Source organism: Amazonocrinis nigriterrae CENA67, from assembly GCF_016056305.1.
GTDB classification, from domain to species: Bacteria; Cyanobacteriota; Cyanobacteriia; order Cyanobacteriales; family Nostocaceae; genus Amazonocrinis; species Amazonocrinis nigriterrae.
Genome location: NZ_JAECZC010000029.1, coordinates 110,268 through 134,005 on the forward strand (window position 1 = coordinate 110,268; position 23,738 = coordinate 134,005).

General features: G+C 41.3%; 24 protein-coding genes and 1 pseudogene. 19 read left to right on the plus strand and 6 right to left on the minus strand.

What is annotated here, in order from left to right; translation table 11 throughout:
* Positions 1-232: 232 nt before the first annotated feature.
* The 14 genes and pseudogenes from I8748_RS16355 (at position 233) to I8748_RS16420 (ending at position 11,354) form a co-directional block, all read left to right on the plus strand.
* Positions 233-565 (plus strand): hypothetical protein, encoded by a 333-nt coding sequence (locus I8748_RS16355; RefSeq protein WP_198125635.1) that lies wholly within the window; start codon positions 233-235, stop codon positions 563-565.
* 2 nt (positions 566-567) lie between these two features.
* Positions 568-1,332: a hypothetical protein gene (locus tag I8748_RS16360; RefSeq protein ID WP_198125636.1), complete on the plus strand. Its 765-nt coding sequence runs from the start codon at positions 568-570 to the stop codon at positions 1,330-1,332.
* A gap of 1 nt (position 1,333) precedes the next feature.
* Positions 1,334-1,852 carry a hypothetical protein gene (locus I8748_RS16365; protein ID WP_198125637.1) on the plus strand — a complete coding sequence of 173 codons (519 nt, stop codon included), beginning with the start codon at positions 1,334-1,336 and terminating at the stop codon, positions 1,850-1,852.
* Between the two features lie 2 nt (positions 1,853-1,854).
* Positions 1,855-2,481, plus strand: a complete 627-nt coding sequence (locus tag I8748_RS16370) for a hypothetical protein (protein ID WP_198125638.1) — start codon at positions 1,855-1,857, stop codon at positions 2,479-2,481.
* A 1-nt stretch (position 2,482) separates the two neighbouring features.
* The gene (locus I8748_RS16375; protein ID WP_198125639.1) at positions 2,483-2,821 is read left to right on the plus strand and encodes a hypothetical protein; all 339 of its coding nucleotides are present in this window, start codon (positions 2,483-2,485) and stop codon (positions 2,819-2,821) included.
* Between the two features lie 2 nt (positions 2,822-2,823).
* Positions 2,824-5,418 carry a coiled-coil domain-containing protein gene (locus I8748_RS16380; protein WP_198125640.1) on the plus strand — a complete coding sequence of 865 codons (2,595 nt, stop codon included), beginning with the start codon at positions 2,824-2,826 and terminating at the stop codon, positions 5,416-5,418.
* Positions 5,419-5,420: 2 nt separating this feature from the next.
* The gene (locus tag I8748_RS16385) at positions 5,421-6,281 is read left to right on the plus strand and encodes a hypothetical protein (protein WP_198125641.1); all 861 of its coding nucleotides are present in this window, start codon (positions 5,421-5,423) and stop codon (positions 6,279-6,281) included.
* A gap of 140 nt (positions 6,282-6,421) precedes the next feature.
* Positions 6,422-7,000: a hypothetical protein gene (locus tag I8748_RS16390; protein WP_198125642.1), complete on the plus strand. Its 579-nt coding sequence runs from the start codon at positions 6,422-6,424 to the stop codon at positions 6,998-7,000.
* Positions 7,000-7,254 (plus strand): hypothetical protein, encoded by a 255-nt coding sequence (locus I8748_RS16395; protein WP_198125643.1) that lies wholly within the window; start codon positions 7,000-7,002, stop codon positions 7,252-7,254. Before I8748_RS16390 ends, I8748_RS16395 begins: the two co-directional genes overlap by 1 nt.
* On the plus strand, positions 7,254-7,748 hold the full coding sequence (locus I8748_RS16400; protein ID WP_198125644.1) for a hypothetical protein: 495 nt from the start codon (positions 7,254-7,256) through the stop codon (positions 7,746-7,748). Before I8748_RS16395 ends, I8748_RS16400 begins: the two co-directional genes overlap by 1 nt.
* 18 nt (positions 7,749-7,766) lie before the next feature.
* Positions 7,767-8,135, plus strand: a complete 369-nt coding sequence (locus I8748_RS16405; protein ID WP_198125645.1) for a hypothetical protein — start codon at positions 7,767-7,769, stop codon at positions 8,133-8,135.
* A 185-nt stretch (positions 8,136-8,320) separates the two neighbouring features.
* A pseudogene (locus I8748_RS16410) lies at positions 8,321-8,497 on the plus strand (HD domain-containing protein); the annotation flags it as partial.
* 606 nt (positions 8,498-9,103) lie between these two features.
* Complete coding sequence (ltrA, locus tag I8748_RS16415) at positions 9,104-10,849, plus strand: group II intron reverse transcriptase/maturase (protein WP_198125646.1); 1,746 nt, start codon at positions 9,104-9,106, stop codon at positions 10,847-10,849.
* Entirely contained in the window at positions 10,833-11,354 is a 522-nt protein-coding gene (locus I8748_RS16420; RefSeq protein WP_198125647.1) for an HD domain-containing protein, read from the plus strand. The genes ltrA and I8748_RS16420 overlap by 17 nt, the downstream gene beginning before the upstream one ends.
* A 112-nt stretch (positions 11,355-11,466) precedes the next feature.
* Here I8748_RS16420 and I8748_RS16425 read toward each other — a convergent pair whose 3' ends face one another.
* Together I8748_RS16425 and I8748_RS16430 are read right to left on the minus strand one after the other, a co-directional pair.
* The gene (locus I8748_RS16425) at positions 11,467-12,483 is read right to left on the minus strand and encodes a ribose-phosphate pyrophosphokinase (protein WP_198125648.1); all 1,017 of its coding nucleotides are present in this window, start codon (positions 12,481-12,483) and stop codon (positions 11,467-11,469) included.
* 758 nt (positions 12,484-13,241) lie between these two features.
* Complete coding sequence (locus tag I8748_RS16430) at positions 13,242-13,412, minus strand: hypothetical protein (RefSeq protein ID WP_198125649.1); 171 nt, start codon at positions 13,410-13,412, stop codon at positions 13,242-13,244.
* Between I8748_RS16430 and I8748_RS16435 the strand changes: the two genes are divergently transcribed.
* Both I8748_RS16435 and bioD read left to right on the plus strand, forming a co-directional pair.
* Positions 13,411-15,102: a serine/threonine-protein kinase gene (locus tag I8748_RS16435; RefSeq protein ID WP_198125650.1), complete on the plus strand. Its 1,692-nt coding sequence runs from the start codon at positions 13,411-13,413 to the stop codon at positions 15,100-15,102. The genes I8748_RS16430 and I8748_RS16435 overlap by 2 nt on opposite strands.
* Before the next feature lie 3 nt (positions 15,103-15,105).
* The gene (gene bioD / locus I8748_RS16440) at positions 15,106-15,783 is read left to right on the plus strand and encodes a dethiobiotin synthase (protein WP_198125715.1); all 678 of its coding nucleotides are present in this window, start codon (positions 15,106-15,108) and stop codon (positions 15,781-15,783) included.
* A 38-nt stretch (positions 15,784-15,821) separates the two neighbouring features.
* Here the strand turns inward: bioD and I8748_RS35715 are convergent, their stop codons facing one another.
* Positions 15,822-15,947, minus strand: coding sequence for a hypothetical protein (locus I8748_RS35715; protein WP_263975820.1), 126 nt, complete (start codon positions 15,945-15,947; stop codon positions 15,822-15,824).
* An 89-nt stretch (positions 15,948-16,036) separates the two neighbouring features.
* Here I8748_RS35715 and I8748_RS16445 point away from each other — a divergent pair, with 89 nt between their 5' ends.
* On the plus strand, positions 16,037-17,254 hold the full coding sequence (locus I8748_RS16445) for a M20 family metallopeptidase (RefSeq protein WP_198125651.1): 1,218 nt from the start codon (positions 16,037-16,039) through the stop codon (positions 17,252-17,254).
* An 807-nt stretch (positions 17,255-18,061) separates the two neighbouring features.
* Here I8748_RS16445 and I8748_RS16450 read toward each other — a convergent pair.
* The gene (locus I8748_RS16450) at positions 18,062-19,954 is read right to left on the minus strand and encodes a pyridoxal phosphate-dependent decarboxylase family protein (protein WP_198125652.1); all 1,893 of its coding nucleotides are present in this window, start codon (positions 19,952-19,954) and stop codon (positions 18,062-18,064) included.
* A gap of 367 nt (positions 19,955-20,321) precedes the next feature.
* Positions 20,322-20,522: a hypothetical protein gene (locus tag I8748_RS16455; protein WP_198125653.1), complete on the minus strand. Its 201-nt coding sequence runs from the start codon at positions 20,520-20,522 to the stop codon at positions 20,322-20,324.
* Between the two features lie 266 nt (positions 20,523-20,788).
* On the opposite strand from I8748_RS16455, the gene I8748_RS16460 reads away from it, so the two are divergent.
* Both I8748_RS16460 and I8748_RS16465 read left to right on the plus strand, forming a co-directional pair.
* Positions 20,789-21,343: a TRAP transporter small permease subunit gene (locus I8748_RS16460; protein WP_198125654.1), complete on the plus strand. Its 555-nt coding sequence runs from the start codon at positions 20,789-20,791 to the stop codon at positions 21,341-21,343.
* Positions 21,327-22,664 (plus strand): TRAP transporter large permease, encoded by a 1,338-nt coding sequence (locus I8748_RS16465; RefSeq protein WP_198125655.1) that lies wholly within the window; start codon positions 21,327-21,329, stop codon positions 22,662-22,664. The genes I8748_RS16460 and I8748_RS16465 overlap by 17 nt, the downstream gene beginning before the upstream one ends.
* 499 nt (positions 22,665-23,163) lie before the next feature.
* Here I8748_RS16465 and I8748_RS16470 read toward each other — a convergent pair whose 3' ends face one another.
* Positions 23,164-23,553, minus strand: a complete 390-nt coding sequence (locus I8748_RS16470) for a mannose-binding lectin (RefSeq protein ID WP_198125656.1) — start codon at positions 23,551-23,553, stop codon at positions 23,164-23,166.
* Positions 23,554-23,738: the final 185 nt, after the last annotated feature.

The following is a 23,738-nucleotide window of genomic DNA, read 5'->3' on the forward strand; positions in this document are numbered from 1 at the left end:
TATCAATTTTCATTCAACTTATTCTTCTCGTTAATTGTTCCGGTTTAACTTTTCTATCAGGTAAAATCGGAACATTTTATTTTTCAGCTATTAACTGAATATGAGCTAATCCTAGTCTGGGCAATCGTTACATGCCCTCAGTGTTTGTTCTGCTTTTACATAAAAGTAGAACATTTACACAATCTACTGGGTGAATTATCAATGATTTAGAAACTATTAATAATTGACATCAATGGCAGAACTTTACGTAGCAAGTACCAGTGGTTTTACAGAAACAGCAACTGACATAACAATTTCTAAATCAGCACTTGCATACACGGGCTACACCCCTCGTAGTGCAATGACGCTTGAGGAATTTCTGTTGGCATTTGTTATTAAAATGTCAACGATTTTTACAGATGCAGCCCAAACAGCTGATCCAGATCGGCAAATAACTATTGATGTGCCGACTGCCGATGACATTTCACTATCGGGAACCAGCCCAAACAGATACGCAAACTTTGATTACACAATCAATCTGCGTAAGCCAGCACCAAGTATTACATTCAGCCCAACGGACTTTTAACTATGACAGTAGCAACGCGCACGATTACCACGCTTGCTGCTGGCTGGACACAAGGCACGTTGACCACAGCAATAAATACAGCAATGGTCAACGCTGGTTTTTCCTCAGCTACACCTTACGCAGTCAGCGGTACTAATTACCTTGCATACAATTTTTCATCTGGCAGTGGGGCAAACTCCTCCACTGTTTATCGAATTGCAATTACTACAGGCTTTGCTGTAAGCCATCAACTTTTCAGTACTTTAAATACTGGTACAAATAGCGGAACTAATGGAAGCGGTGAACAGTTTAGTACTGCTTTTACTAGCTCTCAAGCTATAACGTTCCATGCGTTAAACGCTGCGCCAGAATACCGAGCAGTGTTGATAGTTCAGGGTTCAGTAGCGGTTTTATTGGGTGTTTTCAGTCCAGCAAATAAAACAGATGTTTGGTCACTAGAAAGTTGGAATCATGCATTTATTTTTAGCAGTTTTGTTTCAATGGTTGGGACTAGCTTAAACCCATTCAGCAATACAGCTTATACTCCTAAACCATTAGGAGACAGCAATTTAGCAAGCCCCGCTACTTCCTTCAATGCTTCAACTGTTAAGGGGGGGTTGGATATTTACACCAACTCTAATCAAGGCTGTTGGACGCAAACTAGCAGTGATATTGCTGCTGCTCCTACAAGTGGTAGAAGTAGAGGTGATACTTTCACCGTGGGAACAGATACGTATTTAGTTTGTGCATTGAGCAATGGTGGATTAGTTCTAAAAATTAGTTCTTGAAATGGCTGATTATCCTGGCGTGCGTATTTTAAATACTGCTATTTCCATAGGTAACTTAAAAACTGCAAGCTGTTTAGTTGGAAATGGTGGCGTTTCTCAAGGTGTTAGTAGAAGTTTTGTCAAGCTAATTCCAACCTCTATAGTTGCTAGTGGCTTAAGCAAGCTAATAGGCAAAGCAATTTATAATAACTTTAGAGATTACCCAGCAACAAACAAAGCTTATTTCAACAACGCTTTTTATCAAGATTCAAGCAATATTTACTTGAACAAATCAGCGTTAGGATTGCCTGCTAATTTAAATCTCAGTTTAGAAGCATTGTTCGTAGCCTTACTCATTCAGTGGGCTAACAATATCGGATTAGGAAGTGAAGCAAAGATACAAGCAGAATGGTTATCCTATGGTGACTTAGACGATAGTTATCTTTACTTCACAATTCAGATAACTTTTAGAAAAGCCGTGACTGTAGTTGACGACTACGAAATACAACTAATTTATTCAATATCGCCCTTAGATTTTTAATTATGACCTGTGAAGAAGGCGACAAGCCTATAGTAAAATATCGATTTTCAGGAGATACAAAGGATAGGATTTATAAAAGCAAGTTTGCTCCCATCGAGGTGAATATTAAGGAGACTCCCATAAATTCATCTAGTGATTATAAAGACGATGGATACGGGCTTAACATCTTCCCAAGCACAAGCCCTAATAATTTTTCTCCAGTCCGTGACCACAAATTCTTTTTTATTCCTGGCGACTTGTGGCAAGGATTTAACGGCTCACCCTACCAAGTAGCAATAATGGGATGTAACAGTATAAGTTTTGCAAAAGTAGCAAATTGCAACGCACATCCAGCAATGGCTTATTGCAATTGCTTGGTTACATCAGCAGCAGCAAGTTATGTAACAACAAATCCTAATATTAAATGCTCTAGTAGCAGGAATAAGCGATGTAGCATCGAGATTTCACACAAAGGAATTATTTTATTTCAAGACCAAGGTAATTGTCCCGCGTCTTACAGCATTCAGTGTGGTAAATGCCCCGATGGGCAACACGAATGCGAGTCTAAAACATATCCTTATTACTGTTGTAATTCTTGTGCTGATACTGCTAGTAAAATCAGAAATTTAGCATCAAAAGTAGGTAGATAATATGTCTCAATGCACAGATATTGACGCAGCGTTGAAGCGTCTTGAGAATAAAATTAACGAACAAAACAAAGCAATCGCAGATTTAAAAAAGAAGCAAGAACAGTGCTGTAGTAGTAAAAGCAATACACAAAATCCCAAAAACAACCAAACTGATTTAACTGCTATCCTCAAACGGCTAGCTAAGGCTGAGAAAGATATTCTTGAACTAGGGGGGATTGTCAAAGAAGTCATTGATGATATTAAAGAGATACTTGATTCTCTGACGGAACATAACGGAACCACACAGGAATCACAAAACATATTCTCGTTTGTTTTTGACTTATTTCTTGGCGGTGAATAATCATGACTGTATTTCAACAAATATCACCATCAAGTTTAAGAGCCTACAAGTTGTCTAGATATGCCAATGGACAACCCAATAAGATACTTTTAGAAGCCAAGAAAGCCAAGAGAGCAACTTCTCAGTTTATGTCTCGCAAGGGGGCGCGGGAAGCCGCCAAGAGAATGAAAGCCCTCAAAAAGACAACAAAGGAATCTAAAAATATTCTTGACAACTTCCTCAAAAAAGTTCCGGGTAAGGGTAGTGCAGGTAAATCGGCTAATGCTGGTGTTATGCTGGGTGGTTTAGTTGCAATCGCTGGATTGACAGCAGCATTAATTATTAAAGAATTTAGGGATGCTTTTATTCAGGGTGTGTTACTGGATAGCGATGATTATTTGAGAAGTGAAATTCAAAAGAATTTCAACAATTACATTAAACAAGCTGTAGAGATAAAAGGAATTAATGAGCGGACTAAAAATTTAGAACTTGAAAATCAACGAGTACGTGATAGAGTTTATGGGCTTGAAAAGCAGCAACCATTAATTAGAGAAAATGCTAACGAGGCTTTGTACGAAGCGAGGCAGGGCAGAATAATACTTGAGGGTAAGATTGCTGATGCTAAAAAGCAGGCCAATGATGCTTTGTATGAAACAAGGCAGGGACGAGAGAAACTGCAATCACAAATTGATAGCATTCAGGCTAGTGTCAAACAAGCTTTGTCTGGAATTACTAAAGGATTTCAGCAACAAATAAATACTACAATCGCAAATATTCAAAAAGGATTACAGCAAGCACAGACTGATACAAAAAAAGTTAGTACTCAGGCTGATACTCAGAATAAGGCAATTAGTAACTTGCAGGCAAGCAATAAACTATTAGAAACTAAGATTAACAGTATTAAACAGCCTACATCATTAGATGTTAATGCAGTTATTAATAATATTAAGGCTAGTTCAACTCAAGAAATAAATAGGTTGAGACTCCAGGTAAATGGACTACTTGCTCAATTAACGGGTATTCAAAGTGTTATTCCTGCCCTCAGCAGTGGTATATCAAATTTATCCAGTGGTGTAGCCAAGGTGGACGCTAAGGCTAGTAGTGCATTGAATGAGGCACGTAGTAAAGGCGTACCTGACTTGTCTCCATTACAAAAACAACTTGATAATCAATTTACTAAGTTTGTAGAGGACAACAAGAAATCTCTTGGTATTCAAGACTTAAAAATTTCGGATTTAGGAAAGAAATTTAATCAAGATTTGCAGAATTTTCAACGCCAAAACAATCTTGATGCTAATCAGCGTTTTTCGGAATTTACTAAGCAGAATAATGAAGCGCTTGGCATCAGGGATTTAAAAATATCAGACTTGGGCAAGGATTTCGATAGAAAATTCGCCGATTTTCAACGACAAAGCAATTTAGATGCAGACCAGAGGTACAAAGAGTTTGTAGACCAGAATAAACGTGATTTACAAAAAATTGGTAACGACCTAAGTCAGAGCAAATCAGATATTAAAGACCTTGAAAAACAAATAGATAAGCAGGATAAGGTGAACGAAGAAGCGAATAAAAAACTAGATAAAATTATCCCGATGCTGGGTGCCATTCCCCTCATTCCTGGTAGAGTGGCGGATGCGATTAGACCTGATATCCCCACAATTCCAGATATCGAAAGAGCAGCTACCACAGGTGTCTGTCGCAGTACCCAACCAGGGGGCTGTATGAATAGGGCATTAAATGACCAGTCTAATAATATTAATAACAACACCAACAATGCTGCTAATAATATCTTGCAAGGGCTAGATACTGCTGGCACTGGTGCGCTGCTGTCAGGTCAACAAGAAATACTCAATAGACTTGGTGATCAACTGCCTGGTGGCATTGGTGGGAAGCTTGAGAGGTTTAGCAAGTGGTTGCACCTTGACCGTGTACTCAATATGATGATTTGGGCAACCACAATACACAATGCCCTCATGTTGAGTAATGACATTGGTCAAACTTTGACAGTTGTTATCAATAATGTGCTTAATTTAATACCAGGATTGAAAGGGGACAACGACCAACCTTTTGATATTGGGTCTGTAATTGGTAGCACTATAGACAACCTAATCAAAGGGGCTATTGGTGCTGATAACTATACTCAATTAAAAGAAACATGGGCTAAAGCCAATAGAATTTATCAAGCGACGACTAATGTTTTGAACAACTTGATGAATGTAAATGCTGTAATTACCAATGCCTTAGAAGTTATTGGCAGTTACACAGGCAGAATTGGAAACGCTTTAAGAATTTGGGGTGTAGTTGGTGAAAAAGCCTACTCTTGGATGAATCCTCAACCAAACTTTGATAATAAATGGATGACCAAGTTACAGCAGTTACAAGAAGGTGCAAACACTGTAGCTATGGTAGCTCAAGTTCCCATTGATGTTACTAATGCTGTAGCTGAATTCAATAACTCCACCACAGAATTTATCAAGGCAATCAAACAAGAACCCGGAACTCATTCAGGCTTAGATATAGGAGAAGCAACCAACGTTAAAACGCAAAGGGAAGCCGCTAAGGCTGTCAGCGCATCCCTGAATTTTGATATTTCAGACTTATTTGATGCAGATGATTAATTATGACTGATTTACCAGAAGGTTTTGACAGTTGGGAACATTTACAATCTACATATATGCTTGAATACAACAAGCGTGTAGATAAATTTTTTAATGATGTTCAGGGCAATGGAGATTTATCTAATGTTCGCTCATCCTTAAAGTTAGCTTGTCGCTTGGTTGACGGCGACAATCAAGCGACATGGAACTTAAGAACATCATTATTTTTCGATGTTATTGGCTACAGTCGCAAGAATTTAGCTATAGTTTATGGCTCAAAATTTGACACGGCGCCACCAGTCGCAGGTCATCCACAGCTATTTTTTGTATTCTCTCAAGATGCAGCAGCTACACCCACTGAAGAACCGCCAATAATACATGAAAAATCTGTCCGATTGATGAAGTTTTCTTCTGCAAGTGGTGACGACGACGGCAGCAATGATACAGCTATTACTAAAACCCACATGACAGAAATAGCCCATGAAATTAAAACTCTTTTTATTTCTGGTAGCAGAGGTATAGATTACACTTGCGGCAACAAATCAGCATCATATACTGACCCTGAAAATGGTTTTGCTAAAGGGAATTATATGTTAGTTAACAGCCGCAATGATGCAACCGAAATTTATCAAAAAATTTGTAATGCAATTGACGTGCCTTTCAAAACAGAAAAGCTGATCGTGAATGACCCAGACAAAGCCAGTACAACAACGGCATCAGCAGGGAAAATCACTGTTTTAGGGAAAAAGGTACAAAATCGACGCTACAGACCTGTAGCAATCCTCAGATTCAGGCTAGCTTACATCTCTGTTGGCACTCTTATACCACCTGTAATCCTCATCGACACAACAATGAGAAATAAGGGATTAGTCCCTTATCCATAATGTTGAATGAGAGTCAAGCGTTACCACTGGTAGAAAATAAAGCTAGAAACCTATTAGGTTTCGTCACAAAATTCTAAGGATTTTAAAGGGTTAGAGTAGGTCTTATGCGTAACTAGTACAAATAAGCACCAGTAAAAAATATGGGTTTTCGAGATTTACAGCGCTACGAATCAAATAAGTCGCGCTTTGACAAGTACAAAGCCTGGTTAGCGATGTCTCCAGATCAAAGACACGCCGCATACGCTGCTATCACTGACGAAACTAAGCGGGCGAAGACAGAGCGAGAGAAAGGTTATATTTCTCCTTTTGGTAGTGCTGGTGCTACCAAAATTTATATTCCTGCCCGGTTAATCAAGGATGGACAGACTGGTCAAGGTTCAGGTGTGGCTAACGCACTTCGGGGAATACTTGCCCCGTACACAACCACAGCAACCGAATTTGCAGCATTAAATGATCCATTGTTGATCGAGACAAGTCAGTTTAAAGCTGCCAAACTCACACTAACTGCTGTCTTACCGGGAACTAAGAAAAACAGCCGGATTACTGGCGCAGCTTACAACAAGCCAGATGTTGATTCTGTTACTTGTGCTTTTGGACAAAATGTCGGTGGACAGCCTTATGATGCTGCTGTTTTGGGCATCAAGGGACTACAAGCCTTTTCTACCTTCATTGAAGGCAACGGTGGCAAAAACCGCGCTAGATTCACGCCGGAGGGCTGATGAGCAGGATAGCAGAAAGAACTGGTATTATTTGGATTCCAGATGACACGTTAGACCTGCTATCCGTCGATGTTGATGGCAACTGCTCTGAAGAAGATTTCAGAGGAATGCTTGCCATCAATCAAGCGGGTAGAGATTGGCTGTTAGGGAAAATTGACATTATCGAGTATCTCGACAAGCTGGAGTATTACGGTATTCCTAATCCTTTTGAGATTTTGGATGAATTTGCAGATCACGTTGATTTTGTGACCTAGTGAGAGTAGTTGAACTAAATAACAGTGATAATTGGCAAAGTATATTTTCTACTAATATCGTTGCCGTTCAAGTTCCTATGCAGAATGGGAAGTATTTAATTAATCCTATTCCTGAAATAGTAATACCATTGTTGCTTGATAAATTTATCCTTGCAGTTAGTGTTGAAACTGACGTGCCATCAGAGTCAAACTGGCGATTTGCAGGATATGTTAATCAAAAAATCAGCACAGGAATTGTACTTGGTGGGAATCAAGACGCTACCACTGTCAAAGGTAAGCCGTTGTTTTTAAACCAAATCAATTTAATATTTTTTGACAAGATTTCTACTTCTTATGCTGCTAGTGTCAAGGTTCCTAAGTGGTTTCCTCGTGCTGCGGTGACTGTGTGGGAGTACACAGGAGTAGACGACACGTCCGAGGAAATCTTGTTAAGCCAGGAATTTGCAAACATCAACTTTAAACTTGACCAAATACAAAACCAAATTTCACATTGACAATTTAAAACAAAAAGTATGATTAATATCAAAGATAATTTAGAACTTGTTCTTACTATAGTTGGTTTAATTGGGATAGTATTTAGAATTGCTCAAGTCAAAGCAGACATTGAAAGTTCTATTGATAAAGTCAAAGATGACTTAAAGGATGAAATACGTTTTATTAGTACAACCTTACAAGTAGGACAAGCTAAATCAGAAGCTAAAAAAGAAATGATAGAGTATTACCTTAATGACCTCTATTATCAAATAGACCACAAATTTATTAGAGCCTGGGAAGAAATTAAGGAATTGCAAAAATTTTTACAAAAAGATGGTTTTATAATTAGAGCCAAAACTTACACCCCACCACCCGAACGCGCAAAAATTAAAATCGATGGGGTATGACTTGGAGCAATCCAAACAGGCGATAAACAAAGTAACTTGCGATCGCAACTCGTAACACCACACTACAAGGTATTACCCTGTGGGGATTCATTTTAGTGGGTCTACATGCTGTGAAGACTGTTTCCTGTTTGTGTAAATGTAGTTGGTTTTAAAATTGACATTATAATCACGTATCCACAAACACTATGCTTTCAGAACGCTTTACCGCAGCCCTGACCTACGCCACGGAACTTCACGCTACCCAAGTGCGTAAAGGCTCAGGTGTTCCCTACGTGGCTCATTTATTAGGTGTTGCCAGTATTGCTTTAGAATACGGTGCAAATGAAGACGAAGCTATAGCTGCACTATTACATGATGCGATAGGTGTGTTTCGTTTCGCTTAAACAAGTGGAAACATTTGAGGACAGCGAGTCAAGGAAATCTAAACCTTGATAACTTAATCTCCGTGATGGTGAAATTCCATCCCTCTAGGTACAGGAGTGACAGCAAGTCCCCCATTGAGATTGGATGGCTTCTAATCTAGATGAAGCGGGGAATCCAAGGCGGTTATTCGGAACCCGACCGAAAAATCCCGTCAGGCATAGCTGGTCATGAGTAGGAATACAAACTCTCGTCTGAACCATCGTCATCGTGAACAAGCCTACGCGGGTTCTTGGGCTTGACCAAAATAGTAATGGTAACTAAGGAATGACATTCTACCGTGTCATTTAAGGTTGAATTTAGTTTCAACGCAGTACCCAATGTTCCCGGTGGATAGAGAGGCTCTAAAATCAGCGACAAACGGAGATTAGGAACGAAATAACCTGCTTATGGCTCTTTGAAGAGGTCGAAATTCAAAGAAGTAGCCAGCGCAAGCCATAAGCAGGAGGGATTGTCTCAGAAGCAAATGCCCGTCTGTAATGGGCGGGATAGGCTGACAGAGACACGGTGAATTGGAAGGTAAAGCTACAAGTAGTAGTAAATAAGTTATGAGCGAGTTAACGACTACGTATGAATGGAAAACTATTCCCTGGCGAAAGCTAGAAAGGAAAGTTTTTAAGCTACAAACGAGGATTTACCGAGCCAGTCAGCGTGGTGATGTCCAGACTGTCCGTAGGCTGCAAAAGCTTCTGGTGAAGTCATGGTATGCAAAATGCCTAGCAGTTAGAAGGGTCACTCAAGACAACCAAGGGAAGAAAACACCGGGAATTGATGGCTTAAAAAGCCTAACTCCGGTAGCCAGATTAATACTGGTGCATTCCCTAAAAGTCGGTTCCAAAGTTGCCCCAACTCGTAGAATCTGGATTCCAAAACCAGGTACAACTGAGAAAAGACCGCTAGGTATCCCCACTATATACGACAGAGCATTGCAAGCATTGGTCAAACTAGTTCTAGAGCCAGAATGGGAAGCAAAATTTGAAGCGGACTCATACGGCTTTAGACCAGGTAGGTCAGTTCATGATGCCATCGCGGCAATATTCTCGCACATCTCAAGAGTACCGAAATACGTACTGGATGCAGATATTGCAAAATGCTTTGACCGTATAAATCACGTCACGCTATTGCGTAAAATAAATACCTACCCACAGCTACGAAAACAAATCAAATCGTGGCTCAAGGCAGGTTTTATGGATGGTGGAAGACTATTTCCTACCGAAGAAGGCACACCCCAAGGCGGTGTATTATCACCACTTTTGGCGAATATTGCCCTCCACGGAATGGAAGCTGCCATACAGAAGGCATTTCCTAGACGTTCCCCCAGGATTAGTGGGAAAACCACAAAAATACCCGCACCTGCACTAGTTAGGTACGCGGATGATTTTGTGATATTCCATACCGATTTAGAGGTAATCAAAGGATGCCAGAAAGTACTGGATGATTGGCTAAAAGACCTAGGATTGGAATTAAAACCTAGCAAAACCAAGATTACCCACACTCTTGAGAATCATCAAGGTAATGTGGGGTTCGATTTCTTGGAATTTAATATAAGGTTATATGCAATGGGGAAAACCCATTCTGTCAAAGATACTCACGGCAGAATTCTAGATTTCAAGCCCTTAATTAAACCTTCCAAGGAAGCGGTGAAAAAACACCTGCAAAAGATTGGGAAAATAATAGACTCCCACAAGGCAGCCCCTCAAAAGGCACTTATTGCCAAGTTAAATCCCGCAATTATGGGATGGGCTAGATATTATTCAACTCAAGCTAGCAAGGAAACATTCACCAAAGTAGACCATCTAATTTTTCAGCAATTATTAGCATGGGCAAAAGGCAGACATCCCAGGAAAGGAGTCAAATGGATTGCCGAAAAATATTGGACAGTCCAAGATTCCGTCAAATGGGATTTTAAAACCAAAGATGGAAAATTCCTACTTTGGAAACACGCCAAAATTCCTATTAAGCGACATACCAAAGTACAGGACGATAGAAGTCCTTACGATGGTGATTGGGCGTACTGGGGAAGCAGACTAGGAAAACATCCAGAACTTACCACTACAAAAGCCAAGCTACTTAAACAGCAAAAAGGCAAATGTATACATTGCAGTCTTACTTTCAAGGACGGAGATTTAATGGAAATCGACCACATTACCCCCAAATTTAAAGGGGGTAATAACAAACTAGAAAATCTCCAAATTTTACATAGACATTGCCACGATGAGAAAACAGCGGATGATTACGCCAATGTTTTCTATCCAGTAACAGAGGAAGATTATCTCTATGAAAATCCTTTCTAGCTGGACAACTGGTATGCATGACAAGCACCGATTCACTGAGGAGCCGTGTGAATTGAAAGGTTCAAGCACGGTTCTGAAGACGAGCCAGATGAGGCGACTCACTGGCTTAGTTCAACAAGACCAGGGCGGTGCAGCAACGCGCGAAGAAATTCGCCGTCGCTTTGGCGACAATGTTACAGCAATTGTAGATGGTTGTACTGATGCGGACACCACACCTAAACCCCCTTGGCGACAGCGCAAGGAAGCATACATTGCTCATATTGCTACTGCTTCCCCATCAGTAATACTGGTATCAGCAGCGGATAAACTCCACAATGCCCGCTCTATTCTCAAAGATTACCGTATGTTAGGCGAAGCTCTCTGGCAACGTTTTCAAGGGGGCAAAGAGGGCACTCTTTGGTATTATCGATCGCTTGTGGATGCGTTCAATCAAACTGGAAACATTGCCATAGCCAAAGAATTAGAACGAGTTGTGACAGAAATCGAAGTATTGGCGGCTAAATAAAAAATGAAGGTTGAAGGATGAAGGCTGAAAAAGTACATAGTTCATACTTCATACTTCATAACCTCATGCTTGTTTGTGCAAAACTGTAACGGAAATAACAGTCTTTTGTTTGCTAACGGAACATACTACTTACTGAGGTATCCTCATGAATCCGCCAGATAGTTTCCCCTAGGAGATTAGCCACTGAAAGCACAACTAGTTGGGGAAAGCGTTTACTATCTGGTATAGGAATCGTGTTGGTGACAATAACCTCCTCAAATAAGCCACTTGATAACCGCTCAATTGCAGGTGGCGAGAAAACTGCATGAGTTGCACAGGCATATACGCGACTTGCTCCTTCTTCACGCAGCAAACGCGCTCCTTCAGCAATTGTGCCGCCTGTGTCGATCATGTCATCTACTAAAACTGCCGTTTTACCCTTGACATCGCCGATGACATTCAAGACTTCGGCTATGTTGTGAGCTTGACGGCGTTTATCTATAATGGCCAATGGAGCATCATTGAGCTTGTTGGCAAATGCTCTCGCCCGTGCTACACCACCGACATCAGGGGAAACAACCACAAGGTCAGGCAGGTTTTTGCTGGCTAAATAATCCAGCAACACTGGTGAACCATAAACATGATCAAATGGTATGTCGAAATAGCCCTGAATTTGAGCGGAGTGCAAATCCATTGCCAGAACGCGGTTAGCACCTGCTTCAGTGATTAGGTTAGCCACCAGTTTAGCAGTGATTGACTCTCGTCCTGCTGTTTTGCGATCGGCGCGAGCATAACCATAGTATGGAATTACTGCTGTGACTTGTCGTGCGGAAGCTCTACGACAAGCATCAATCATAATTAGTAATTCCATCAAATGATCGTTCACGGGTTGACAAGATGGCTGGATTAAATAAACATCACAACCACGAATCGATTCCTGGATTTGAACGTATAGTTCTCCATCCGCAAATCTTTTGCGAATCATTGGCCCCAAGTCCATGCCCAGGTAACGAGCGACTTCTTGAGACAGTTGTAAATTGGCAGAGCCAGAAAATAGCCGCAGGCGATGATTTTCAGTCAGTCCTGTTGCAGCTGGTTGCACTTTTAAAGTTGCAGAACTGAGCACAGCAGATCCTCGATGTGCATTCATGGCAATAGTATCATTAGATAATTAGCAGATTTAACTGAAATAGCCTAAAAAAAACATCTGTGAGTTTTGTTAAAGCTTTCATACAAACTTTAAACATTTCTCCATAAAATTATCGATGGCTCGTTTTTAACCATTGTGGTAAACAAACCATTGATTGCCTGACTGAACATCAAGTCCGGGAAATAGTTCCATAGTTGAGATATTTCGGGTTAATCGTAAAAAACTAGAGTATCTCCGAGTAGGGCTAGATAAAGTATTGCTTATACTCATTTTATTTATAACTGAGAGCCAATCCTTCATAGTTTAAGCAATATTTAACTGGGACTGGTGAAAGCAGAAACATGATTCAATAAATAGCCCAGAAGCATGTGAATGTTTGCTGAATCTTCTATAATCTTAGCTACAAAATTATAAACTAAGTAAACTATATTTCATTTCTAATTGAAAATTGCATAAAAAACTTTAATAATCTGGCAATTTAGTTGAATTTTTCTCTGCTTGATTCGTGTTTGTGGGCAAGAGTTAGGAGGTGAGTCAGCGTGGTGAGGCATCCCCACACGAGACCGTTGTTAGCGAGTCTTTGAACGTCTGAGGGCTACTTCAGTGCAGTGGTTCCCCTTGGGAGAAGGAGCGTTACCTAAAGGGCAGGAGCAGCCTACAATAGGAAAGTCAAAAATAGCCAGTGCGTTGCAGGGGTTTTCCCCGTTGTAGACGCGCTTTGCGCGGCTTCCCGCAGGGTAGCAACTAGCTCTCAAAAGTCATGGATTTTGAATTTTGAATTGATTTTTCTTCCATCCTCCATATTCAACTGGGGGTATACCCGTTGGGTAGGGTAGAATATTGCCGCAGGTAACTGTCCGTCGCCGCTGGGATTTATCTTTGTGAGTGACTTCCTGCTCAGTTGCCACCACACTTAATTGATCCATCATGCAACCACCCATTACTGTTGGCACTGTCCTGCAAAATCGTTATCGCGTGATTCAAATTCTCGGACAAGGGGGATTTGGTAGAACTTATCTGGCAGAAGACCAGAGGCGGTTTAACGAACTGTGCGCGATCAAGGAATTGATTCCACTGGCAAGAGAATCTCATGCTTTGGAGAAGGCACAAGAACTTTTCCAGCGAGAGGCCACTATTTTATATCAAATCGAACACCCGCAAGTACCTAAATTCAGAGAAAGATTTGAGCAAGATCAACGCTTATTTTTGGTGGAAGACTACGTTGCAGGTAAAACGTACCGGACTTTATTAGCCGATCGCCAGGCTGTTGGTCAAACTTTTAGCGAAACTGAGGTTTTACAGTTAATACGCTCATTATTACCTGTTTTAGAGCATATTCATAGTCGCGGCATTATTCACCGGGATATCTCACCGGAAAATATTATTTTGCGAGATAGCGATGCTAAACCGATATTAATTGACTTTGGAGTGGTCAAAGAACTGGCAACACGTTTGCAATCCCCAGATACTACATCGTCTGTCACCACTGTGGGAAAACCAGGCTATGCTCCCAGTGAACAAATGCAAACAGGACGGGCTTATCCCAATAGTGATTTGTATGGTCTAGCGGTAACAGCAATAGTGTTGTTAACTGGTAAAGAACCAACTGATTTATTTGATGAAAACCAACTGACTTGGAATTGGCAAAGGTGGGTAAGAGTCAACCCCCAATTTGCCCTGGTTTTGAATCGGATGTTGAATCGCATACCAAGCGATCGCTACCAAACTGCTGCTGATGTCGCCCAAGCTTTACAATATCCAGAACTACCCAGTGTCCCCAGTCCTCAGCTATCCAACTTTCAAACTGTCGCCGTGGCTCGCCGTCCTGACCCCGTACCACCACCAGTTGCACCCACCAGCAAACCTGATCCAGTAATTCCACCAAGCCCCAGTAGTAACTCTGTTTTAGATAATCCCTTGGCACTTGGGGCAATTGGTAGTGCTGTTGTGATTTTGGCGGGATTCGGTTCTTGGGCGCTGGTCAGTTCTATCCGCAGTCAGTCAAAAGCACCAACAAATGAAACTGCACCACAAACCTTTCCTTCACCAGTTATTTCTGGTGGTACTACATTTGAACCTACACCCACACCTACAAGTACTGAGACTCAACCAGTCATTTCTACTAGGCGTATCAATGTAAGAGATTCTGGCACAACTGTAATTGAAGATACTCTCAAGGCAAATCAAATTATTGAATATAGCTTTTTTGCGCCAGAAAAAGCCAAGTTGACTGCATTTCTCGACCAAGGAAGTGGCATTACGTTCTCAGTGTTGCGTTCTAATCAACAACCAATAGATAATAGTGCCCTGCAAGTTACATCCTATCAAGGAATATTGCCGCTTACTGGTAGGTACACGATTCGGTTAACTTTAGCTCCAGGAATTGCAGAAAGTAACTATAACCTGAATGTGGCATTAGAAAAACCCATAGAGGCAACACCAACACTCACGCCCACAATCACACCAACACCAACACCAATAATTACACCGACTCCAACCCCAACACCAACAATTACACCGACTCTCACACCAACACCAACACCAACATCTAATACAGAAACCACCCCACCTGTTGATAGCACGATAATACCAGTTCCTCAGCCAGGGACTTCACCTTAAATGTTGAATACACTATTAATTACTGCAACTGATACCGACGCCGGCAAAACTGTTTTAACAACCGCCTTAGCAGCTTATTGGCAAAAATATTTCCCACAACGTAGTTGGGGAATCATGAAACCAATTCAATCAGGGATTGGCGATCGCGAATGGTATCAAAATTTGTTTACACTGGAACAATCCGCCCAAGAAATTACACCTTTATATTTTCAAGCACCTCTTGCTCCTCCCCTAGCAGCAGTGCAAGAAAATCGACAGGTGGATTTAGCTGTAGTTTGGCAGGTTTTATCAGAATTGCGATCGCGCCGTGATTTTCTGTTGGTAGAAGCCTTGGGAGGCTTGGGTTCACCTGTTACTGAAGAATTGACAGTGGCAGATTTAGCAGCAGAATGGCGTTTACCAACAGTGTTGGTGGTGCCTGTGAGACTAGGTGCGATCGCGCAAGCAGTAGCCAATGTAGCATTAGCTAGACAAACACGGGTAAATCTCAAAGGTATTGTACTTAACTGCGTACAACCGCGTTCAGATGCACAAATAGCTGATTGGACACCACCAGATTTAGTTCAATCACTTACAAATACCCCAGTTTTAGGTTGTTTGCCTTATCTGGAAAATCGCACTGATTTAGATAAACTTGCTCAAGTAGCATCAAATTTGGATTTGGAAAGGTTACTGAGTTAGGAGTTAGGAGTTAGGAGTTAGGAGTTAGGAGTTAGGAGTTAGGAGTTAGGAGTTAAGATTATTCTCTTTGTCCCCTCATCTCCCTCATCTCCCTCATCTCCCTCATCTCCCTCATCTTCCTCATCTTCCTCATCTCCCCTGCTCCCCGTTCGGCTGACGCTCACGGCGAAGCCTGCTCCCCTTCGCTAACACAAAACCATTAAACTAGGAAAATAACCTAAGTTAGCTGTACATAAACTAGCTTGTCTTCACAATGGTTTCCACCTTTCCCAACCCAGCTTCTATTGATTTATCTCGCGTTCGGCTCGCGGTTCGCTCATTGCAACCACAATTGGTAGAATGGCGGCGACGACTGCATCAAAAACCAGAGTTGGGTTTTAAAGAAAAACTCACTGCGGAATTTATCTCACAAAAGCTGCAAGAATGGGGAATTGACCATCAAAACGGTATTGCTCAAACTGGTATTGTTGCCACAATCAAAGGTAGCAAACCTGGTACTGAGAAAGTATTGGCAATTCGGGCAGATATGGATGCTTTGCCAATTCAAGAATTGAATGAAGTACCCTATTGTTCGCAGCATAATGGAGTGATGCACGCTTGTGGACATGATGGACATACAGCGATCGCTTTAGGTACAGCTTATTATCTAAATCAGCATCGTGAAGATTTTGCTGGTACTGTGAAAATTATCTTCCAACCAGCGGAGGAAGGGCCGGGAGGTGCAAAACCGATGGTTGAGGCTGGGGTACTGAAAAACCCTGATGTGGATGCGATTATCGGTTTGCATTTGTGGAATAATTTGCCTTTGGGGATGGTGGGTGTCCGCAGTGGCGCGTTGATGGCGGCTGTAGAGTTATTTGACTGCACAATTTTCGGCAAAGGTGGACATGGTGCCATACCTCATCAAACTGTAGATTCTATTGTAGTGGCAGCCCAAATTGTCAATGCTTTGCAAACTATTGTGGCGCGGAATGTCAATCCCATTGATTCAGCTGTAGTGACTGTGGGCGCACTTCATGCAGGTACAACACATAATGTGATTGCTGATACAGGCAGTATGAAAGGAACTGTGCGGTATTTTAATCCTGCTTACAAAGGCTTTTTTAAACAGCGTATTGAACAGACAATTGCGGGAATTTGTCAAAGTCATGGTGCGAAATATGACTTAAGATATCAGGAACTTTATCCACCAGTGATTAATGATGCGACGATGGCGGAATTGGTGCGATCGCAAGCAATAGAAGTGATAGAAACACCTGTGGGCATTGTACCAGAATGTCAAACTATGGGCGGTGAGGATATGTCTTTCTTTTTGGAAGAGGTTCCTGGTTGCTATTTCTTTTTAGGTTCTGCTAATCCTGAGAAAGATTTGGCTTATCCTCATCATCATCCGCGATTTGATTTTGATGAAACAGCTTTGGCGATGGGTGTGGAAATATTCGTCCGTTGCGTGGAGAAGTTTTTTAGTTGATTGAGCTTGAAAAGTTTGATTTTTAATCGTGTGGAAAAAAGTTTCAAGTAGGGTGTGTTATGTCGAAGGCTAACGCACCTTTAATTATTGGAATCTACTATAGCTAGTGTAATAAATTATTAACGAACCGCCCTTCGGGTGACGCTCGCAAGCTCGCTACCGCTGCGCTAACGCCAGTCTCCCATCTCGGCAGAAGCCAAGACGAGGGCTGGACTCACCAAGACGCAGAGGACGCAGAGAGAATGAATAGAGTTTTTCAGGAATATTTTAACATAATTAAAATGGCGTTGCTGAATTTGGATATGCAATTCAAAAATCAAGTTTTCTCAACTTTTCCTCTCTTTAGAACACATTGTTAGGCATAACGCCACCCCTTGTATCACACGGGAAGACTCAGAATTTTTAGCTCCCCATCAAGGGGAAAACGAACCACAGCCGAGTATTACACGGCAGAGGAAGTTCCCTCTAACATCTGATACGGAGAGCGAAAGACAGTCTGTTGCGTTGCCAACGATAAGAGAACTTGAAATTTTACGTGACCGTGTTTTGTCTGAACTGAAGTTAGGTAAGCAGGCTACTGAGTATAAAACTGCTCATAGGGTTCTCAATCGTTTAATTGCTGAACTAATCGGTTCAGTTTAGCTGTTTGGGGAATTCGCCAACGGTATCCCTAGGGGGGTCATCCCATAAAATTGCATTGCTCCCCAAAGACCAACCACAACGGAAATATTAAATTAGAGACGTTCCATAGAACGTCTCCAAAATCATACATCCATTCAGCAACGCCTGAAAATGAATAGGATCAACTTAAGACAGTTTGCGTCTAATATTGACAATACCAGATAAAAGATTCTCCACCTTTGCTGGTTCGTTCTCATCACAAGTAAAACCTTCTATCTCGTCAGAGTAAGGTAATGGACAAGAACCGCCAGTAATCGGTGGTTGTGGCTGAGAGTTCCATACTTCGTCTCTTGCAGCCAAAACGAGCGTAAGCAGATTATCCATGGCCTCAGCATCAATGTTAACATTCATGGGGTATGACTTCAAAGCATAAATCACGGCTTCCTTATTTTCCTGATCACGATTGTACTCCGTAGGACGGAAACCGCTAGTATAACTTGTATAGGGTCCATAGTTCTCACCATGCTCACCATGTTTGTTTCCATCCCTAAACCATTCCCAAAGCTTATCTGCAACTTTCTGTTGTAATAGGTTATTCTGTTTCAATTCTTCTAAAGAAGAATCTTGTCTGAGTTCTTTTTCATACTGGTCTTCAGCATCAACTCCTGGTGGATAAACACGGAAAAGAGTCACAAAGCCATAATCATAGGAGTTGACACAGACAGTAGTCGCTTGCTGGGCAATTTTTTCCCGTAGATATTGCTGAATTTCCAGAATACCACCCAAAACAGATTGAAAACCCTCATGACCTAAAAATTTGAGAGTTGCCCATCCTGCCATAGCATAAGAACCAGAACGAGAAACTTCTAGAGTATAAAGACCAGGATTATAACAAGTACGTTCCTGTAAATAAGCTGAACCTGGACGAGTCATCAAAGTCCTAAACTCGTTGAGGTCTTTAAACATCACAATACTACAGTTATAAGTAGCCCAACCCGTTTTGTGGAAATCGCAACCAATGGCATCAGCATGATATATTTGACTCATCCTCTCAGCATTTCTTTGCAGTTCTGGCAGAATATCTTCATTAAAGCCCAGAGGATTGGTACTAAAATCGTAATCTTTAAATGTGAGCCAAGACCAACCAATTACCGCATCACAATAAAGTAAAGTTTTACCATAGTTATTGGGATTCGGATACTTCTCAATTAATTCCCGAACTTGAGCCACTGGATCTATAGCAAAGGCATCTGTAGTACCCATTGTACAGACTACACTGGCAATAGGAATACCTTTACCATGCAATTCTTTCATCACATCTTCCAAATCCTGAAGATCCATCGCATTGGTTTCTGGATTGGTCTTAATAGTGATGATATTGTCCATTCCTAAACCAGTCCAGTCTGTGGAGTTCATCATACAATAGTGACCTTGCTGAGAAACTAACAGCTTGGCATCTATACGAATCCCTTTACAGCGAGACTCTCGCCCCAGCACTCTACTTAAGGCATATTTCAAGCCATAGAAATAACATCCAGAACCACCAAAAGTATAAAGTCCACCAGCTTGAGTTGCGTCCCAGCCAATCAGTTTAGAAATAATGGCGGCTGATTCCATTTCCGCCTTTTCCACGTTCCAAGAATATTCCCCCTCAATGATGTTGGGGCTAAATACATTGGTCATCATCGCCGCCAAAATCGCTGCTGTGTTCGCGGGAGGAATCACATTTGGCATAATTAAAGGATGATTCCAATTAGGCATCCCATTAAAAAGAGCGATCGATTTCTCAATCACACTTTCTACAGGTTCCATACCAGCAGCCAGTTCAGCCTGAGTAACATCACCATAATAGGGACCAGAAGGATCATCTCCCAAATAACCAGGGCCATCTATTGGGGGTTTAAGCTTGTCTAATTCCTTAATTGCTAGACCTACTAACCGAGCAAAAGCATCCCCCGTATCGGAGGAGTAGTAAGTAGGAAAAGCCTCACGCATATCTGAACGCAACTTAGCCCAACGTGGTGCATAGTCACGGGCACTATGATCTTTTCTCCACAGATCAGAAAAATAGCTTCTCATGGCTTTAAAGTCCTAATAATGAATGAGCGAATGTTGACGAATTTTGATGCAAGCAATTATTAATTTTTGGTATCATTTTTGTTTTGCAAAATTAAGAATTTGTATTGCACAACAATAGAAAACCAAAATGTCATTTACAGCAGAAGGCAGGAGGCAGAGGGCAGGAGGGGAAGCGTTATCCTGTTTGAGTTTTGAGTCTCCCCTTGTACCTCTTTTACCTGAAATCTACTGTAATTATTTAAATAACCTGATTTCAACCCTCTGATTAATAACTTTCTTGAATCCATTCTGGCAAAATCACATAATTATTTACAAATATAAAACTTCAATTACAAAACTCTAAGCTAATTTACAGTATATTCGCAGTTTATGAGGTACAGTAACAGCAATTTGTAAACCAATTTTTGAGATGTTGAGGATTAACTAATTCAAGTGCTATTTTAATTAAACCATCGACTCCAGATGCAGTATTTTCCGCAAGATAAGTAATGGCAAAGCGTCCCCGTCCTAACTCTTCTTTAATTTCATACTTATTGCGGTGTAACTTTTGTCCAACTGCCCAAATCATTGGTTGATCATCTTAAAGACTTGGATTAATTTTTACATAGTTATTTATGGTTTTTTATTTGATTTTTGCAATACATGTAGGGTGGGCTTTGCCGAAGTCATTTTTTTAACGAACTGCAAAGTACGCTAAGAACGCAAAGAAAGAAATAAGTAATCTTATGGCGTAAAGAGTAAATAGTACTACATTTTAATTACGAATTACGAATTACGAATTACGAATTACTTTTGTAAACTACATTTACGGCAATTTATGAGGCGAGATCACCTTTGGAGAAACTTTTAAAAATATCTAAATTTATTGATAGCTGTACTGAACGCATTGGTCGATTGACTAGTTGGCTAGTACTAGTCATGGTGATACTTGGCGTGTGGAATGTTGTCGGGCGATATCTGGGGCGAATTAGCGGTAACAACTTCACTTCCAACGCTTACATAGAAGCTCAATGGTATATTTTTGATATAGTCTTTTTCTTGGGTGCAGGTTACGCCCTCAAACATAATGAACATGTGCGAGTGGATATTTTTTATAGTAATTGGCAGCGCAAGCAAAAAGCACTTGCAGATTTGTTAGGAACAGTATTTTTTCTATTTCCCTTTTGCATTTTGGTAATAATTTTTTCGTGGGATTCCATCTTAGCTTCCTGGCAAATCAAAGAAGCATCATCTGATCCTGGTGGCTTGCCCCGCTATCCAATTAAAGCCATGATTATTGTTGCCTTTGTTTTGCTGATTTTTCAAGGAATTTCTCAAGCGATTAAAAACTTGACAATTCTCACTGGCAGACTAGAACCCCAGGAGGAAAATCATGACGCTGGCTTATGAATGGCTGGGGCCACTGATGTTTGCAGGGGCTTTGGTGCTGTTGTCGCTAGGATATCCGGTGGCTTTTTCGTTGGGTGGGGTAGCGATCGCCTTTGGCATACTAGGAATCAGCTTAGGTGTATTTGACCCCATATTTCTCACTGCCATGCCCCAGCGAATTTTTGGCATCATGGCGAATTATACCTTACTAGCTATCCCTTATTTCATCTTCATGGGTTCAATGTTAGAGAAATCTGGCATAGCCGAAAGACTGTTGGAAACGATGGGGATTTTGTTGGGGCGCTTGCGTGGCGGTTTAGCATTGGCTGTGGTGTTGGTTGGGGCAATGCTAGCAGCAACCACTGGTGTAGTGGCAGCCACAGTGGTAGCGATGGGTTTGATTTCCCTACCAATTATGCTGCGCTATGGTTACAACAAAGAATTAGCTACTGGTGTAATTGCCGCTTCGGGAACTTTGGGACAAATTATCCCGCCAAGTGTGGTTTTGGTAGTATTGGGAGATCAGTTGGGTGTATCGGTGGGCGATTTATTCATCGGTTCGGTGATTCCCGGTTTGATGATGGCTGGGGCGTTTGCCTTACATGTGTTGATTGTGGCATTTTTCAAACCTGATGCAGCACCAGCTTTGCCTGATGAAGTGCGAAAAATTGGTGGTAAAGCTTTAGGAAAGCGAGTGATTCAGGTGATGCTGCCACCTTTGATATTAATTTTATTAGTACTGGGAAGCATATTTTTTGGTATCGCTACACCAACAGAAGCGGGTGCAGTCGGTAGTGCAGGAGCGATCGCCCTAGCTTTTGCTAACCGTCAACTCACGTTAGAATCTTTGCGGCAAGTTTGTGATACCACCTTGCGAGTCAGCAGCATGGTGATATTTATATTGTTTGGTTCTACAGCTTTTAGTTTAGTCTTTCGGGGATTGAACGGCGATCGCTTCATGTTAGATGTTCTCTCGAATCTTCCCGGTGGTCAAGCTGGCTTTTTGTTTGTCAGTATGGCGGTAGTTTTTATCCTTGGCTTTTTCATTGACTTTTTCGAGATTGCTTTTATTGTTGTGCCGTTGTTTGTGCCTGTTGCACAGACATTAGGTTTAGATTTAGTTTGGTATGGTGTGGTGTTGGGAGCAAATTTACAAACTTCTTTTCTCACGCCTCCTTTTGGGTTCGCGCTGTTTTATCTGCGCGGTGTTGCGCCGGCGGAGGTGACAACAGCAGATATTTATCGCGGTGCGATACCGTTTATTTTGTTGCAACTGCTGGTGCTGGTGTTGATTATTGTCTTTCCTGGTATTGTTAGTTTTTTGCCTTCTTTGGGAAGTTAGTTGAAGAGTTAGGAGTTTAGAGTTTAGAGTTAGGAGTTAAAGTAACCTTGTTAAGGTGGTTATGCGTTACATAATAGAGGGATCTTAATTCTAACTTTTCACGGTAAGTCCCAAAACCTTTGTCAAGACAGGGGGTAGGGGATAGCGTGTAGGGTGTAGGGAAAACTTGAAAGCCTTACTACACCCTACACGCTACACCCCACACCCTCTGACTTTTTCACATAACGTGAAAAGTCAGATCTTAATTAATTCAATTGACGCTCAAACATACGCCAAAACTCGAACCACATTGAACTTATTACAAAAAGTAAAGTCAGGACTGCCATCTGCATTCCTGACTTACCACCCATTACAATAATGATTATTCTTATATGGTAAGGATTCTATTTATTGGAAGTCCCAAATAAATCGCATAGACAAAGTAAAAATCCTAAACCTTCAAGAATAATCTGACTATTTAGCGAGGGACTCAAAGTCCGCGATCGCGCTCTCTCTAAAATTACTCGTACTTCAAAGTGCCATCAATGTTGGCAATGTGATCGTCAAGGTTGATGCTGGTTGAAACAAATTGCTGAGCGCGGGTCTTGCATTCAGCAGCCAATTCACTTGAGCCAGCTAATTTAGTGTTTCTGCAAGTCTCAATAAAGTTGCTGGGTTGCCACTTTAGCCCACCATCAACATTTTCAATGACGGGATTCAAATCAATAGAACTAGTGTTATAAACACCACCAACTGCCCGTTCACAAGTAGAAGTCAAAACAGAACCTTGAATACTACTGTTACGGCAAGTCTGGCTGAACTTACCCAGAGCCAAAGCAGAGTTGGTTAAACCAAAAGACACGACAATTGTAAAAAGAACGGCAAGACCTAGTTTAAGAACTGATTTCATTGCTTTCATCTCCATGATTGAGAAATCCAATACGAAGGCGGTACACACAGCTAATTTCAGACAAAGGTTATACAAGTATCAAGCTTGTACATAGGTATCATAAAGCAACAAGCTAATTGTTCACAATGGCGATGTTATATAACTTTATACTTGTACATTTGCCACAAAGAAGCTGATGTGCGTCC

What these genes read in the sequence shown, in the direction of transcription:
- I8748_RS16455 (WP_198125653.1), bottom strand. Translation starts at nt 20,522, where the DNA reads ATGATTTGGGCAGTTGGACAAAAGTTACACCGCAATAAGTATGAAATT.
- I8748_RS16420 (WP_198125647.1), top strand. Translation starts at nt 10,833, where the DNA reads ATGAAAATCCTTTCTAGCTGGACAACTGGTATGCATGACAAGCACCGA.
- I8748_RS16425 (WP_198125648.1), bottom strand. Translation starts at nt 12,483, where the DNA reads ATGAATGCACATCGAGGATCTGCTGTGCTCAGTTCTGCAACTTTAAAA.
- I8748_RS16405 (WP_198125645.1), top strand. Translation starts at nt 7,767, where the DNA reads ATGATTAATATCAAAGATAATTTAGAACTTGTTCTTACTATAGTTGGT.
- ltrA (WP_198125646.1), top strand. Translation starts at nt 9,104, where the DNA reads ATGAGCGAGTTAACGACTACGTATGAATGGAAAACTATTCCCTGGCGA.
- I8748_RS16360 (WP_198125636.1), top strand. Translation starts at nt 568, where the DNA reads ATGACAGTAGCAACGCGCACGATTACCACGCTTGCTGCTGGCTGGACA.
- I8748_RS16465 (WP_198125655.1), top strand. Translation starts at nt 21,327, where the DNA reads ATGACGCTGGCTTATGAATGGCTGGGGCCACTGATGTTTGCAGGGGCT.
- I8748_RS16435 (WP_198125650.1), top strand. Translation starts at nt 13,411, where the DNA reads ATGCAACCACCCATTACTGTTGGCACTGTCCTGCAAAATCGTTATCGC.
- I8748_RS16365 (WP_198125637.1), top strand. Translation starts at nt 1,334, where the DNA reads ATGGCTGATTATCCTGGCGTGCGTATTTTAAATACTGCTATTTCCATA.
- I8748_RS16430 (WP_198125649.1), bottom strand. Translation starts at nt 13,412, where the DNA reads ATGATGGATCAATTAAGTGTGGTGGCAACTGAGCAGGAAGTCACTCAC.
- I8748_RS16355 (WP_198125635.1), top strand. Translation starts at nt 233, where the DNA reads ATGGCAGAACTTTACGTAGCAAGTACCAGTGGTTTTACAGAAACAGCA.
- I8748_RS16470 (WP_198125656.1), bottom strand. Translation starts at nt 23,553, where the DNA reads ATGAAATCAGTTCTTAAACTAGGTCTTGCCGTTCTTTTTACAATTGTC.
- I8748_RS16380 (WP_198125640.1), top strand. Translation starts at nt 2,824, where the DNA reads ATGACTGTATTTCAACAAATATCACCATCAAGTTTAAGAGCCTACAAG.
- I8748_RS16395 (WP_198125643.1), top strand. Translation starts at nt 7,000, where the DNA reads ATGAGCAGGATAGCAGAAAGAACTGGTATTATTTGGATTCCAGATGAC.
- I8748_RS16385 (WP_198125641.1), top strand. Translation starts at nt 5,421, where the DNA reads ATGACTGATTTACCAGAAGGTTTTGACAGTTGGGAACATTTACAATCT.
- I8748_RS16375 (WP_198125639.1), top strand. Translation starts at nt 2,483, where the DNA reads ATGTCTCAATGCACAGATATTGACGCAGCGTTGAAGCGTCTTGAGAAT.
- I8748_RS16450 (WP_198125652.1), bottom strand. Translation starts at nt 19,954, where the DNA reads ATGAGAAGCTATTTTTCTGATCTGTGGAGAAAAGATCATAGTGCCCGT.
- I8748_RS16370 (WP_198125638.1), top strand. Translation starts at nt 1,855, where the DNA reads ATGACCTGTGAAGAAGGCGACAAGCCTATAGTAAAATATCGATTTTCA.
- I8748_RS16445 (WP_198125651.1), top strand. Translation starts at nt 16,037, where the DNA reads ATGGTTTCCACCTTTCCCAACCCAGCTTCTATTGATTTATCTCGCGTT.
- I8748_RS16390 (WP_198125642.1), top strand. Translation starts at nt 6,422, where the DNA reads ATGGGTTTTCGAGATTTACAGCGCTACGAATCAAATAAGTCGCGCTTT.